Source organism: Maricaulis sp. (assembly GCF_048269565.1).
Taxonomy (GTDB): Bacteria; Pseudomonadota; Alphaproteobacteria; order Caulobacterales; family Maricaulaceae; genus Maricaulis.
On the sequence record NZ_JBLXIK010000006.1, the window covers coordinates 48,268 to 62,250 of the forward strand.

Below are 13,983 nucleotides of genomic sequence, written 5' to 3' on the forward strand. Positions count from 1 at the left end.
AATGCGACGTACACAAGCGGGCGAAATGTATTAGTCTGTGACCATGGAAATCGATCACGTCAGATTGCGCGAATTGTCGGAGGCGGGACATCTCACCGCTGCCGAAGCCGCGCACGCCACGGCCTTGCTCGGGCGAACCGGCGAGCCGATCGATCAGGTCCTTACCCAGCTCGGCCTGCTGACAGAGGCCTTCCTGGCCGAGCATTTTGCCAGCGCCGCAGGGTTTGAGGCCTGTCTCGACCTTGCCGCGCTTGAATCTGGCTCGATTGCCGACCTGGATAGCCAGCTCAATCCCGACTTCCTGCTTGCGGAACGGGCGATCCCTGTCGCGCTCGATGCTGATGCCGTGACCGTCGCCCTAATTGACCCGGCCCGCGATGCCGGCTTGCGCGGGCTGGCCTTTGCCCTCGACCGTACAGTGCGGCCCGTCGTGACGACGCACTCCCAGTTTAGCGCGCTGTATCAGCGCCGCTTCAATGACCGCGTCCCGTCGGGCGGTGGCCGCGAGTTCGACGTCACCGCGGATTTCGACCGCCTCAAGGATATGGCCAGCACGGCTCCTGTCGTACGCCTGGTCAATCGCTTGATCACGGCAGCGGCGGGGGAGCGGGCGACCGACATCCATATCGAACCGGGACCGCGCGAAACTGTGGTGCGCCTGCGGGTCGATGGTGTGCTGCGGGATCTGGAAACGCTGGATACGACGCAGGCCCTGGCGGCGATCTCACGCATCAAGGTTCTTGCCGACCTTGATATCGCCGAACGCCGGCGGCCCCAGGATGGCCGCTTCACCCAGCCGGTGGCGGGGCGCGCCATCGATCTGCGGGTCTCGGTTGTGCCCGCCCAGCATGGCGAGAGCCTGGTGGTGCGTCTGCTTGATCCCGAGGCGAGCCTGCAGGAACTGGACGACCTCGGCCTGCCAGGCCAGGTCAAGGCCGTCGCCGAAGCGGTCCTGCAGCGCCCGCATGGTCTGATCCTGGTGACCGGGCCGACCGGCAGCGGCAAGACGACGACCCTGTATTCCTTTCTGCGCCGCCTTGCTGACGGCGAACGCAAGATACTCACGATCGAGGATCCGATCGAATACCGGCTGCCCGGAATTGCCCAGTCCCAGACCAATCCGCTGATCGGCGTCGATTTCGCCAGCGCGCTGCGCTCATTCCTCCGCCACGATCCCGACGTGGTCATGGTCGGCGAAATCCGTGACAGCGAGACCGCCCAGACGGCGATCCAGGCCGCGATGACCGGTCATCTGGTGCTCTCGACCCTGCACACCAATGATGCGGCCTCGGCGGTCCTGCGCCTGCTCGATATGGGCGTGGAGGATTATCTGCTCGCCTCGACCCTGGTCGGCGTTTTCGCCCAGCGTCTTGTCAGGCGCACCTGCGCCTCCTGTGCAGGGGCTGGTTGCCCGGCGTGCCAGGGCACCGGCTTTCGCGGCCGCGTGGCGATTGCGGAAGGTTTTGAGGTCGACGAAGCCATGCGTGAGGCCATTCGTCAGTCCGCAACCGGGCCGGGCCTGGCGAAAGTGTTGCTGCAGAACGGATTCGTTCCGATGTCCGAGGATGGCCGCAACAAGGTCGATGCCGGCGTGACCACGATGGCCGAAGTGAATCGGGCTGTTGGCCGTGCCTGATCGCCAGCCAGATACCGCCGGGGCAGGGCGGCCCGCGAGTTGGCGCTATACGATCGAGCAGCCCGACGGGCGTCTGATGCGGGGTGAGGTCGTTGGCTGCTCCGAGGCAGAGGCGCTCCTCAAATTGCGAGCCCTCGGCGGCATGCCACTGGAATTGAAGCGGGCACCGGCCGCGACTGGCCTGTTCAGCGGCCGGCGTACGCATCTGGAGGCGTCGGAGGTTCTCGACTTCACTCGAGGCATTGCCGAACTCGTGGATGCCGGCATCCCGCTGCGCGACGCGCTCGCCAGCCTCGCCCAGCATGAGAGACGGCCGGCCTTGCGAGCGGCGCTGGTTCGGGTCGAGGACCAGGTTCGCCATGGTGAAGCCTTCAGCAAGGCGCTTGAGGTTGACGCCGGTCAGTTTCCGCGCCTGCTGATCGCGCTAGCCCGCGCTGGCGAGGCCTCGGGCCTGCTTGGGAAGAACCTGGTGGAGCTGGCGGCGCAGATGGAAGATGAGCGCAGCCTGCGCCAGGATCTGATCGGCCAGATGATCTATCCAATGGCACTGGTGGTGCTGATCAGCCTGACGCTGGTTTTCCTGTCCTATTTCGTGCTGCCGCAATTCGAGACCATCTTTCTTGATGCGGGCGTCGCACCGCCGCCGGAAACAGCTTTTGTGCTCGCCGTTGGCGCGTTCCTGAGAGCCTATGTCGTCTGGATCCCGCCCTTGATCATTGCTTTCGCGATCGGCATGCGCCTGCTCGCGCGACAGTTCCGGTCCGGGCTTGATCGGCTGATTCAGCTCGTTCCCGTTCTCGGGGCGACATTGCGCACGCTGGAGGCGGCTCGCTATTGCCGGACGCTCGGTCTGCTCCTCGCCAGCGGACAACCTCTCTCGCGCGCCGAGGTCGTGGCGCGCAGCACGATCGCATCGCCGGGACTGCAGGCGCGCTACGCGGTGGCCGGTGATGCCGTACGTGCCGGTGAGAGCCTGTCCGTGGCGCTGGGTCGACAGCGGGTGCTGCCGGCACAGGCCTTGCGTTTTGTCGAGCTGGGCGAGCGAACCGGACGCCTCGATGTCATGCTGAACCGGGCGGCGAAGCTACACGACCGCGAGGTCCGCAACATGCTCAAGAGTTCGGTTGAATTGATCGGGCCGGTGATGATCGGCATACTCGGCCTGTGTGTGGGCGGCGTGATTGCCGCAGTGATGTCAGGGGTCTTGAGTCTCAATGAAGTGGTTTATTGATATGACGACAACATCCCGGCAGCCGAAGGCGAGCGAGCGCGGCATCACCTTGTTCGAACTCCTGGTGGTTCTCGTCATTCTGGCCCTGCTCGCGACCATCGTGGCACCACGGGTGATCGGCTATCTCGGCCGCTCGAAGACCGATGTTGCCCAGGCACAGATGTCCTCGATCGCAACCTCGCTCGAGCTGTTCTATCTCGATATGGGCCGTTATCCCGACGCCGATGAGGGCCTTGAGGCCCTGATGGAGGCGCCGGACGAGAGCGTGCTGTGGCGCGGCCCATATTTCGGAAACAGTTCGGGATTTAACGACCCGTGGGGACGCCCCTATATCTATCTGCGCGCCGAGCCGGGTGACCGTTTTGTCCTGACGAGTTTTGGCCGTGACGGCGAAGAGGGTGGTGAGGGCGAAGATGGTGATCTCTCCCGCAGCTGATCAGGGCGGTCGGCCAAGCGCCAATGAGCGCGGTATGACCCTGCTCGAGCTATTGATTGCGCTCAGCATTTTCGCGGCCGTCGCCAGCCTGTCCGGCGTTGCGCTCGCCGGGTCTCTCGGGCATTTGCGGTATCAGCGATCAGCCGAGCAATTGGTGCTCGATTTGCGGCGTGCCAGTCTGAGGGCCCGGAGTTCGGGAGACGAGACGGCCATCCAGCTGACGCCTCGGGGGTACAGCATCGAGGCTCTGGATATAGATCGGGCCTGGCCGCAGGGTGTGACGGCGGTCTGGCGCGTGCGCCAGGCTGGCAGCTGGCAGGTGGCGGCCGGGCTGACCCTGCCGCCCAGGACCATTCAGTCCCCCGAGCTGGAGGTCGAGATCCTGCGAGGTGACGACCGCCTGTCCGTGCAGATCGACCGGGTTACGGGGCGGGTTCATGCCGGCTAACCCCAGGGAAGACGGCTATGCGCTGACCGAAGTGCTGGTTGCTTCGGTGATCGCCGCCGCCGTCGTCGCCATGGCAATGTCAGGCATGACAGTCGCCTTACGCGGCGCCCGCGGCGCCGCTGACATGCAGCACGTGCTCCTTGAGGGTGCCAATATTTCGGCCCGTCTGCGCGCCGGTGACCGGGCCGCGAATGTGGCTGCGGATTATCCGGACTGGCGAATATCCATTTTGGCCGTCGACCGGCCGGTCGACCCTCGCACGGGGGCGGTGTTGACGCGCGCCCGGCTTGAACACACTGCCCCGCGCCTGGCGCTCGACTTCATTTTTGTCGAGGACGGATATCTGCTGACGGATGACGAGCCATGATTCTGGCTGAACGCGACAACGCCGCCGGCTTCACCTTGATGGAAGCCCTGATCGCGGTTGTCATTCTCGCCGGGATCGCGGCGGTGCTGGTGCCGGCTGTCAGGACGGCGGTCCGCGTCGAGGCGAGGGCATCAAGCTTGGTTGCCGATCTCGAGGCCGGAGCCGGAGCCGAGGACCTGCTGCGCGAACTTCTGTTGCGGGCGCACCGGCCGCCACGTTCGGCGTCGACCGGTCAGCTGGCAGGCACGCCCACCTCTCTCAGCTTCCTCACGCTCGCGACCGCCGCAGGGACACCGCAGCTGGCACGTCTGGAATACGAATCCGGTCGCCTGGAGCTGACATTGCCGCGCCTTGAGACCAGCCCGCGCGCGCCGCAAGGCATAGTGCTGGCCGAGCAGCTCGATCAGATCCGTTTCCTGTATTTTGGTGATGCCGATGATGGGCAAGGGGCAGTCTGGCACGAAAACTGGGACCAGATTGCGCCGCCGCAACTGGTGGCGTTGGACCTGTTGGCGCGCGATGGCGGCCGGAAACGGATCGAGGCACGCGTCGGCGGTGCAGGCCCGTTTGATTGCGGCTTCGATTCTGGGCAAGGTATCTGCTTGGGGGATGCCGAGTGACCGGAGGTACACAACTGGCACAACTGACGGATCAGCTCCGCCTCACTTTCGGGTGGGCGCTGGCAACTGTCCGCGCCACGCTGCCGCGCGCGATCCGCGAGTTCGGCCGCAGTCCGGATGCCCGCCTTGCCAGGCTGGGGCCGGACAATCAGTTGATCCCGGTCGGCGTGCGCTATCGATCCTGGTTCGGCGAAACATGTCTGGGTGAGGGCATGGCGGGTGCGGAGCCGCCTGAGCTGCAGCTTGAATTGCCAGACTCGGGACAATACCGCCAAGTCCTCAAGGTCAGCGAGGGTGTCGCCCGCCGCGGGCGTGCGGCTCTTGAATTGCGCCTGAATGAATTCAGCCCGCTGCCGGTCGATCAGGCCAGATTCGCCTTCCGGCAGCTCGCGCCGCCTGTCGGGGGGCGTTGCGAAATCGAGGTTGCGGTTATTCGCGCGTCGCATTTGCAGCAGGCTATTGATGCCCTGCCCGGGTCCGCCGTGCGCTGGAGCGTTGTCGGCGCGGTGGATGCAGCGGGCGAGCCGGGATTTCGCTTCGCGGCCGGATCGGCAGGCCGCCGGCGCCGGGGCATCGGACGAGGGCCGGGACTGCTGCTGATTATAGCCGCGTGTGTGATGGTTTGCATCGCTTGGGCCGACCGGTTTTCCCGCGAAGCGGAAACGCTCGAGTTACGGCGGACAGAGCTGATCGGGTTTGCCCGTAGCTTGCGCGATGCGGAGCTCGGGATTGAGCTGGCCGAACGCGCCATGCAGGGCGGGGCGCCCAACGTGCCCCTCGACCGGGTTGTCGAGGCATTGCGCGAGCTGGGTGGCCGTGCGCCGGAAGACCTGACGATCCGGACCGTGGCGCTCGAGCCCCCGCACTCGCTTGTGATCGAAGGCCCTGACCCTGACACCACGGATGCCGCGACGCTCACGCGACTGGAACTGCCGCTCGGGGATGAATCATGACCGGGATGTTCTCGTCGCTGGATGCCCGGCTGCGCCTGACTATCGCTTGGGCGATCCTGAGCGGGGTGGTTCTTCTGATTGTCTTGCCGGTGATCCTGTCCGCGACGGGGATGGTCCAGGCCTGGCACCAAGCCAGGAGTGTGCGCCAGACCGTTTCGGCACTCACCCAGCGGGTCAATGGTCAGAGTGAGGCGATCAATGCCTGGTATGAGGCGCACGGCGAGACCGAGGACACTGTTCGAGAATACAGCGATCCGGATCTCGCCCGCCAGGCCATTGATGCCGATCTCGACCGGATTTCCGAGGCCCTGATCGACTCCGGTGCGCACTTGCTGCGGGCCCCGAGCGTGCAACAGGGCCCGCCGGGCAATGACGCTATAGAGCTGGTCGGGGAGGTTCAGTTTTCCGGAACCCTCGGCGAGGTGCTGCGGGCCTTTGTGGCCCTGGAGCACGCCGGGATCCTTCTTGCAGACCTGAACCTTGTCGCACAGCCGGGACAACCGGAGGGCCGGGTCCGTGGAAGCTTGCAGTTGCGGCACAGCTATCTGGTGGCGGGGTATGATGAATCGTAACGAGCTCCTGTGGTCGGGCGCCGTCCTGTCGCTCTTCGTTCTGGGTGCGCTGTCCTTCATGCCGATTGCGCTTGAGCCGCCGCTCGAGCCACCGGCGCCGGCAGTCCTTGTAGCCGAACCGGGCGATGCTGATGGCTGGGCACCCTGGCTGGAGGGGCGGTTGCGGCCGGCACCCGTCCGGATCACCAGGCCGCTCGCGCCTGTCGACGAACTGGCTGGATACAGCTTGGTCGGGCTGGTCGAGGTGGATGGCAGGATCCTGGCAGTTATCGCCGGTGCCGGCGGAACGCGTTCCCTGGGGCTCGGGGGGGTTCTTGATGGCTATGAAGCCACCGCCATCGAGGCGGACCGCATTGTGCTGGAGCGTGATGGCAACCAGGTCACTCTGCGCTTGGCCCGGTGAGTGAGGCTGGAGCTTTCCGGGGATTGGGCATAAGGTCCAGAATGTTGAATTCTGGGGGAGGAATGAGCGTGGTTTTGCGGTGTTGGCGCGGTGGTCTTGCGGCCCTATTGGTCTTGGCACTGCAAGGGTGTTCCATGGTGATGCCCGATGCGCGTGGTGTGCATGCGGCGCAATACCCGGCTCATCCGGTTCCCTCGCCTCGGGCCGGGGCCACGGATGCCGCTCCGGAAGGTTCGGCGATGACGCCGCCCGGCGAGATGCCCCAGGACCGCCCGGTTGCCGAGGGCGGTAGTGACCGCCTGGTCTATTTCGATCAACAGCGCGGGACGCCTGCGACCAGCGTTTCCGGTGACCGCAGCCTCGATACGACGACCCTGCGGCTCAACTTTGTCGATGCGCCGGTTGCCGATGCGGTCCGCACGATCATTTCCGATGCGCTCGGCCGTCCGGTTCTGGTCGCCGCCGGTGTCGAAGGACGGATCACGCTGACATCGCCCGAGCCCACCTCGGCCCGTGTTGCCCTGGCAGCGCTGGAAACTGTATTGAGCGAATCCGGCTTCGCCCTGATCGAGCGGGAAGCCGGCTATCTGCTCACGCGTGAGGGTGAGGCCCAGGCCAGCCTGTCCCAGTATTCCACGTCGCTGGGCTATGGCGGCCGGGTCGTGCCGGTGACGCACACGAATCCAAGCTCCATCCTGGCCCTGATCGATCCGTTCCTGTCAGAGCGCGTTGATGTGATCCCGCATGACGTCGAGGGCGTTCTGGTAATTGCCGGGCCGGCCGGTGAGGTTGAGAGCGCTGTCGATGCCATCGAGACCTTCGACCGCCCCTTCCTGACCAATCGCGTTTTTGGCATGTATGAGCTGCAATATGTGAATGCCGAGACCGCCAAGGGTGAAGTGGACGCCGTACTCGCAGGCCTGGGTGGCGGTACCGGCGCGACGACGACCATAGCCCTGCCGCGCCTGAACCTGTTGTTCGTCGTCACCCGTGATCGCGCCCAGTTCGAGCAGATCGGCGCCTGGGTTGCCCGCTTTGACCGGCCTTCCGGTGGGGATGAACGCCGGTTGCGCTATTATGTGGTCCGCAATACGCCGGCCAGTGCCCTGGCTTCGCAGATCACGGCGGCCTTCGCCGGTGGAGAGACCGGCGGTGTCGCCACGTTCGCCCCGCAACAACAAGGGGATGACCGCGCCGGGGCGTCGGATGCAGGCAGCGCAAATGGACCTGAAGGCCGTCTGGCGATTATTCCCGACCAGCTCAACAATGCATTGATCATCCGCGCCACCGACCAGGAATACCGCGAAATCCTCGAGCTGGTGCAGCGTATGGACGTGATGCCGCCGCAAGTCCTGATCGAGGCGACGATCGCCGAGGTCCAGCTGGTCGACGGATTGAGCTTCGGTGTGCGCTGGTATTTCGAGAACCAGTCCGGCTCGTCGGTGACCACAACCGGCTTCACCGATGACGTGAATGGCACCACAAACCCGGTCTATCCCGGTTTTAACTATGCCTTCGCCGGGACGGACCTGCGCGCAACTCTCAACGCACTCAACTCCATCACTGATGTCACGGTGCTCTCGGCACCCTCGATCATGGTGCAGAACAATCAGACCGCTCACCTCCAGGTCGGCGATGAAGTCCCGATCGTGACGCAGACCGCCAGTTCGGTGACCGAAGCCAACGCGCCGCTGGTGTCGTCCATCGAGTTGCGCCAGACCGGCGTTATCCTGCAGGTCACGCCGCGCATCAATGCCAGTGGCATGGTGGTGCTTGATGTGATGCAGGAGGTGAGCAGCGTGCGTCCGACCACGACGTCAGGCATCGACTCGCCGACGATCCAGAAGCTGGAATTCACCAGCACCGTGGCTGTGCGCAGCGATAACACCGTCGCCCTCGGGGGGTTGATCCGCGAAGCGCACTCCGACAACGAAGCCGCCATTCCCCTGCTCGGGCGCATTCCCGGGCTCGGCAATATTTTCAAGAACCGCGATATCAGCAGCGAGCGCAGCGAGCTGGTGATTTTCCTGACGCCGCGGATTATCGCGACGGATGAGGATGCAGCGAATGTGCTGATTCACGTGCGCCGCGAACTTGAGGCACTGGAAGCCAGGCGCGGCGACCTGTTTGAGTGATGAGTATCGCACGCCCGCATAATCGGCAGGCCGGCTCGGCCATCATTTTTGTCCTGTGGATGTCCGTGCTGCTGGCTGTCATCCTTGCCGGCGCCATGGCGATGACCCAGACGGAATTGCGGCTGGGTGCGGGGCGCCGCACGATGCTGGCGGAGCGCGAGACCCTGCTGTCAGCGCTCGATCTGGTGGCCTTCGACACGGCGCTGGTCGGGCGCAGCTATATCGCCAGCCTGCCGCGGACCGTGACCGTATCGGGCACGCCCGTCCGGGTGAGCCTGGCGCCGGCCCAGACCCGGCTGGACATCAACATGGCCAATGACGAAGCCTGGATGGCGCTCTTCACGGGACTCGGCGAGCCGGAAATCACCGCGCAGCGGCTGACGGATCAGATTCTCGACTGGCGTGACAATGATGAGTTGGCCCGCGCCCGGGGCGCGGAGCGTGACGACTACCCGCCCGGATCACGAAAACGGCCGGAAAACCGACCGTTCGTCAGCGTAGCCGAACTTGTGCAGGTCCTCGATATGACGCCTCAGCGCCTGGCTTGCCTGGCACCCTATCTGACGGTGTTTGGCGGAACGCCGGAGGGCGAGATCGAACTGACGGCCGAGGATGTCGCAAGCTCGATGGATGGCGTCCGGGTCGCATTCCAGGCCGATATTGTCCGGCCCGATGGCGGGGCGTCCAGCCTCGCCGCACTGGCCCTGTTCGGGGCCAACCGCAATCGTCCCTTCGACTGGGTCGCCTTCCCGGTCGAGATGTACAATCCGGGTGGATGCAGTACCACGGCACCGGCAGGAGGGCAGCCAGCATGAATATGGTCAATCCAGTTTCGCGGGCGCACTCGCGGCGCCTGATCTTTGCGGCCCTGTTGATCACGGCGCTGGCCTATATGTTCTGGACCGGCTCGCGCTATCCGTCGCTGGACGAGAAGGCGATGATGGGCGGCGCGATCCAGCTTGAGGATCCGCTCGGCTTCGAGGCTGTGCTGCCGATCGAGCGTGGGTTGTCGGTGATGGAGCGGATCGCCTATTCGACGGTCAACTGGATCGATACCAACAAGAAGGGGATGACCTTCGGCCTGTTGTTCGGCGCCGCCTTCCTGACCCTGCTGGGCTATATGCGGCGACGCAATTTCCGGCTTCCCTTCTCCAATTCCCTTTACGGCATGTTCCTGGGGGCGCCGCTGGGTGTGTGCGTCAATTGCGCGGCACCGATCGCCAAGGGCCTGTACCAGGGGGGCTCTCGGGCGGAGACGACCCTGTCGGCCATGATCGCATCGCCGACCCTGAATATCGTCGTGATGACGATGTCGTTTTCGCTGCTGCCCTTCTATATCGCCGCCACCAAGCTCGTTCTGAGCCTGTTGGTCATCCTGGTCGCGGTTCCGGTCCTGTGCCGTTTCATCCCACAGGAAAAACTGCTCTCCAGCGTGACCGGGACCGAACAGGCACCCATGGCGCCGGCGCTGGAAGAAAGCGACGATATGCCGGTCGAATCCTTCCCGCAGGCGGTGCTCAACTTCGTGCGCGATTACGGGCGGAACCTCTGGTTCATCCTGCGAACGACCCTGCCGCTGATGCTGTTGGCGGGCTTTCTCGGTGCTGTCGCGGGCACGCTGATGCCACCCCAGGGGCTGGCAATCGGTGATTTCGGGCCGTTGGGCGTCGGTATTGTGGCGGTGATCGGTACCTTCATGCCGGTGCCGATCGGCTTCGACGTCGTGCTCTCTGGCGCGCTGCTCAATGGCGGTGCCAGCCATGGCTACATCATGGCGCTGGTCTTCACGCTTGGCAGCTTCAGCATCTACTCCTTCCTTATCGTCGGCACATCTGTGGGTTGGCGCGCCGCCTTCATGCTCGGTGTCATCGTGATGGTGCTGGGCTTCTTCGCCGGGCTGGGTGCGGAAAAATATCACGACTTCCAGACCCGGCGGGCGATCGAAATGCTCACTACAGAGGCTGCGGCCGAGCCTTTGGAAACCGTGGTGAATCCGCTCGCTGCGGACACTTCCGCGGCGCCGGGTCAGATCAGCCTTGAGCGCTTGCCCTATGGGGCCGCGTCCGCACCGCGCGGCGACACGGCCTTCACCCGGATCGAAGCCTGGCAGATCGGGATTGATCATCCGGTCGAGTTTTCCTTCGCCGACATGTGGCCACCCTTCTGGGAGGGGCGCGCCATCAGTTCAGGTGATATTGATCGCGATGGCGATGTCGATCTGGTCTTCGCCTCGACCCGGGCCGGTTTGCACGTCTACCTCAATGACGGCAGCGGCCAGTTTGCGGCCATGGAGCAGGATTTCGGCGCCATTGCAGACATGCCGGTGTTCAACGCCGTGCTCGTCGATATCGATGATGATGGCTGGCTGGACCTGTTTCTCGCGACCTATCAGCAGGGCCTCTACATCCTGCCCAATCACAATGGCCGTTTCGATCCGGACAGCCTGCGGCCGGTGCGCAATCGTGAAAATGCCATTCTGGCGATGGCGCTGAGCTTCGGTGATGTCGACCGTGATGGCGATCTGGATCTGGCACTGGGGAACTGGGCGGCGGGCTGGTACCGTCGCATTCCCGGCGAGGAATCGCGCAACCGCATCATCTTCAATGATGACGGCGCGCTGTCAGGCGACAGTTTTGCCGACTTGCCGGGGATTCCCGGCGAGACCCTGTCGATCCTGCTCAGCGATATCGACCATAATGGCACCCAGGACCTGCTGGTCGGCAATGATTTCGAAGTGCCGGACTATTTCTACCTGGGCGACGGCGCCGGCGGCTTTTCTGCCATCACCCATCAGGACGGCCGCATTCCGATGACCACGACGACGACCATGTCGGTTTCGGCGCGTGACCTGACCAATGATGGCGAGGCCGAGATTTACCTCGCGCAGATCGCCGGCCGGGCGTCGGGCATCTCCAGCCGGCTGAGAATGCAGCCCATCGAGCAGTATTGCGACGGTATCCTGCGGGCGGCAGACCAGGCGGTCTGTCAGCAAAACATGGATATCAAGGCCTGGTATCGTCCGGGCAATGCGCTCGACCCGTCTTTCGCCGATCATTGCGCCCCGCTGGCCGAGCCGTATCGCTCGGAATGCCGCGGCATGCTGATCAAGGATATTGCGATCCAGAACCGTAGTCCGGAAATGTGCGCCCTTGTGCCGGTTGGCCAGATTCGTGCGCGCCAGTATTGCGACATTCACTTCCTGCCCTCGCGTGCCATGACGGCGGCCGAGCAGGATGCGGCCATCCCGCAGGTTCTGGCGCGCAACATCCTGCTCTCACCGCTTGGTGATGGCAGCTATGCCGAGCGTGGCCGGGATCTCGGTCTGGAGGTGGGCGGCTGGAGCTGGGATGTGTCGATCGCCGATTTCGACAATGACGGTTGGCAGGATGTCTATATCGTCAACGGCACATGGGTCCCCAATGAGGTGACGCCCTCGAATATCTTCCTGCGCAATAATGGCGGCGAGGGATTCGAGGAAGTCACTGAGGCCTGGGGTTTGAGTGATTATCTCATCACTGCGGCGGCAACGGTCGCCGATCTTGATCATGACGGCGATCTCGACATCGTGGCTGTTCCCGTCAACGGACCGGCGGTCGCCTTTGTGAACAATGCACGTGATCACCATGCGATTGATTTTGAATTCGATGACCGGATCGGAAATCGTGACGGCATCGGTGCCCGCGTCGAAATTCGCTATGGCGAAAACGGTGAGCAAATGCAGATGCGTGAAGTGCAGTTGGGCGGGGGGTATATGTCATTTGACGCGCCGACCGCCCATTTCGGACTGGGTGAGGCGACGCAGGTCACCTCGGTCTCCATCGCCTGGGCCGATGGCGGCCTGACGCGGATCGAGACGCCCCTTGAGTCGGGGGCCACCTATAGGGTCACCCGTACAGCGCAGACCGGCACAGATGATCCTCTGGAAGGGAACACACCATGAAGACCGCTTGGATTGCCGCAGTTGCCGCCCTTGTCCTGGTAGCAAGCATCGTCGGATGGAGCTTGCTCTCAAACCGTCACGCACCGGCGCTCAGCCCCGAACAGGCCGAAGCCGTCATGGCCGAGGCGGAGCAGGCATATGCCGGTGCCGACTACGCGCAGGTTGCCGAAATTCTCGCGGGCCTGGCCAGCCAGGGTGTGCCGATTGCGCAATACCGTCTGGGTCTGATGAACAGGATCGGGCAAGGTGTTCCGGTCAATGAGGAGGTGGCGGTGATGTGGCTGACGCGCGCAGTGGAGCAGGGCTTTGAACCCGCTCGCGCGCCCTTGGCCGAAATCTACTTGGCGCGGGCCGAGGATGCGGGGAGCGCCGCGGACGGTGTGCGGTGGTATGCGCTTGCGGCCGAGCTGGACCAGAGCGACGCGCAGGCGGTGCTTGGTTCCTACTATCTGACCGGCACTGAAGTAACGCAGGATGTCCCGCGCGGCATCGCCCTGCTGACGGCTGCCGCCGAAGCCGGCGATGTCCGGGCGCAATCCAATCTGGGCTATGTCTACGCCTCCGGAACCGGCGTTGCGGCGAATGATGAAGAGGCCTTTCGCTGGTATCTCGCGGCGGCCGAGGGCGGGCTGGTGCGGGCACAGGCCGCTGTCGGCCTGTTCTATGAGACCGGGCGTGGAACAGAGCTCAATATTCCCGAAGCGATCCGCTGGTATCTGAATGCGGATTCGGCCGGTGCGCCGGGCACGGGTGCACGACTCGGCAAGCTGGCGATTGACGGCGTGTTGCAGGGCCGGGACTCGTCGGAGCTGACGGCGTGGGTTGCGGAGGCGGCGCGCGCCGGTGTCGACGGTGCAGTTGTCTGGCTTGAGCGCGCCGCCGAGAGCAACGACCCGGTCGTGCTGAACCAGTTGGCCGAGTTCTATGAAGCCGGTGAGGTCCTGCCGCAAAACTCGGCGCTGGCGCTCGAGAATTTTCAACGGGCCGCAGAGGGTGGCTCGCCTCAGGCGCAGCTGGCAATGGCGCGGCGCTATGCGACCGGCAATGGAGTCACCCAGGACTATGCCCAGGCGCATGTGTGGGCGAATCTGGCGGCTGCGGCAGGGGTTCCCGGCGCGGCTGACGAACGGACAATCTTCGCCCAATTCCTCAGCCCTGAGGAGCTCGCACGAGCCCAGGCGCGAGCGAGTGAGTGGAGGGCGGCGCATCGTGAGGACTAGGCCTGGCCTCCTCTGTGGTGTC

The 13,983-nt window shown here is 64.3% G+C and carries 13 protein-coding genes; all 13 read left to right on the plus strand.

Annotated features, from left to right (window positions below):
* Positions 1 to 43: 43 nt before the first annotated feature.
* The gene (locus ACN0YL_RS11815) at positions 44 to 1,636 is read left to right on the plus strand and encodes a GspE/PulE family protein (RefSeq protein ID WP_417498114.1); all 1,593 of its coding nucleotides are present in this window, start codon (positions 44 to 46) and stop codon (positions 1,634 to 1,636) included.
* A 142-nt stretch (positions 1,637 to 1,778) separates the two neighbouring features.
* Entirely contained in the window at positions 1,779 to 2,867 is a 1,089-nt protein-coding gene (locus ACN0YL_RS11820) for a type II secretion system F family protein (protein ID WP_417498115.1), read from the plus strand.
* Position 2,868: 1 nt separating this feature from the next.
* Complete coding sequence (gspG, locus tag ACN0YL_RS11825; RefSeq protein ID WP_417498116.1) at positions 2,869 to 3,303, plus strand: type II secretion system major pseudopilin GspG; 435 nt, start codon at positions 2,869 to 2,871, stop codon at positions 3,301 to 3,303.
* Positions 3,281 to 3,751, plus strand: coding sequence for a pilus assembly FimT family protein (locus ACN0YL_RS11830; RefSeq protein WP_417498117.1), 471 nt, complete (start codon positions 3,281 to 3,283; stop codon positions 3,749 to 3,751). The genes gspG and ACN0YL_RS11830 overlap by 23 nt, the downstream gene beginning before the upstream one ends.
* On the plus strand, positions 3,741 to 4,118 hold the full coding sequence (locus tag ACN0YL_RS11835; RefSeq protein WP_417498118.1) for a hypothetical protein: 378 nt from the start codon (positions 3,741 to 3,743) through the stop codon (positions 4,116 to 4,118). Before ACN0YL_RS11830 ends, ACN0YL_RS11835 begins: the two co-directional genes overlap by 11 nt.
* A complete protein-coding gene (locus tag ACN0YL_RS11840; RefSeq protein WP_417498119.1) occupies positions 4,115 to 4,738 on the plus strand; it encodes a type II secretion system protein in 624 nt (207 codons plus the stop codon). Before ACN0YL_RS11835 ends, ACN0YL_RS11840 begins: the two co-directional genes overlap by 4 nt.
* Positions 4,690 to 5,691 carry a hypothetical protein gene (locus tag ACN0YL_RS11845; RefSeq protein ID WP_417498120.1) on the plus strand — a complete coding sequence of 334 codons (1,002 nt, stop codon included), beginning with the start codon at positions 4,690 to 4,692 and terminating at the stop codon, positions 5,689 to 5,691. The genes ACN0YL_RS11840 and ACN0YL_RS11845 overlap by 49 nt, the downstream gene beginning before the upstream one ends.
* A complete protein-coding gene (locus tag ACN0YL_RS11850; protein ID WP_417490555.1) occupies positions 5,688 to 6,263 on the plus strand; it encodes a hypothetical protein in 576 nt (191 codons plus the stop codon). Before ACN0YL_RS11845 ends, ACN0YL_RS11850 begins: the two co-directional genes overlap by 4 nt.
* Positions 6,250 to 6,666 (plus strand): hypothetical protein, encoded by a 417-nt coding sequence (locus tag ACN0YL_RS11855; protein WP_417490556.1) that lies wholly within the window; start codon positions 6,250 to 6,252, stop codon positions 6,664 to 6,666. The genes ACN0YL_RS11850 and ACN0YL_RS11855 overlap by 14 nt, the downstream gene beginning before the upstream one ends.
* Before the next feature lie 134 nt (positions 6,667 to 6,800).
* Positions 6,801 to 8,801: a type II secretion system secretin GspD gene (gspD, locus tag ACN0YL_RS11860; RefSeq protein WP_417498121.1), complete on the plus strand. Its 2,001-nt coding sequence runs from the start codon at positions 6,801 to 6,803 to the stop codon at positions 8,799 to 8,801.
* Positions 8,801 to 9,616 (plus strand): general secretion pathway protein GspK, encoded by an 816-nt coding sequence (locus ACN0YL_RS11865; protein WP_417490558.1) that lies wholly within the window; start codon positions 8,801 to 8,803, stop codon positions 9,614 to 9,616. The genes gspD and ACN0YL_RS11865 overlap by 1 nt, the downstream gene beginning before the upstream one ends.
* Complete coding sequence (locus tag ACN0YL_RS11870) at positions 9,613 to 12,741, plus strand: FG-GAP-like repeat-containing protein (RefSeq protein ID WP_417498122.1); 3,129 nt, start codon at positions 9,613 to 9,615, stop codon at positions 12,739 to 12,741. The genes ACN0YL_RS11865 and ACN0YL_RS11870 overlap by 4 nt, the downstream gene beginning before the upstream one ends.
* A complete protein-coding gene (locus tag ACN0YL_RS11875; RefSeq protein ID WP_417498123.1) occupies positions 12,738 to 13,961 on the plus strand; it encodes a tetratricopeptide repeat protein in 1,224 nt (407 codons plus the stop codon). The genes ACN0YL_RS11870 and ACN0YL_RS11875 overlap by 4 nt, the downstream gene beginning before the upstream one ends.
* Positions 13,962 to 13,983: the final 22 nt, after the last annotated feature.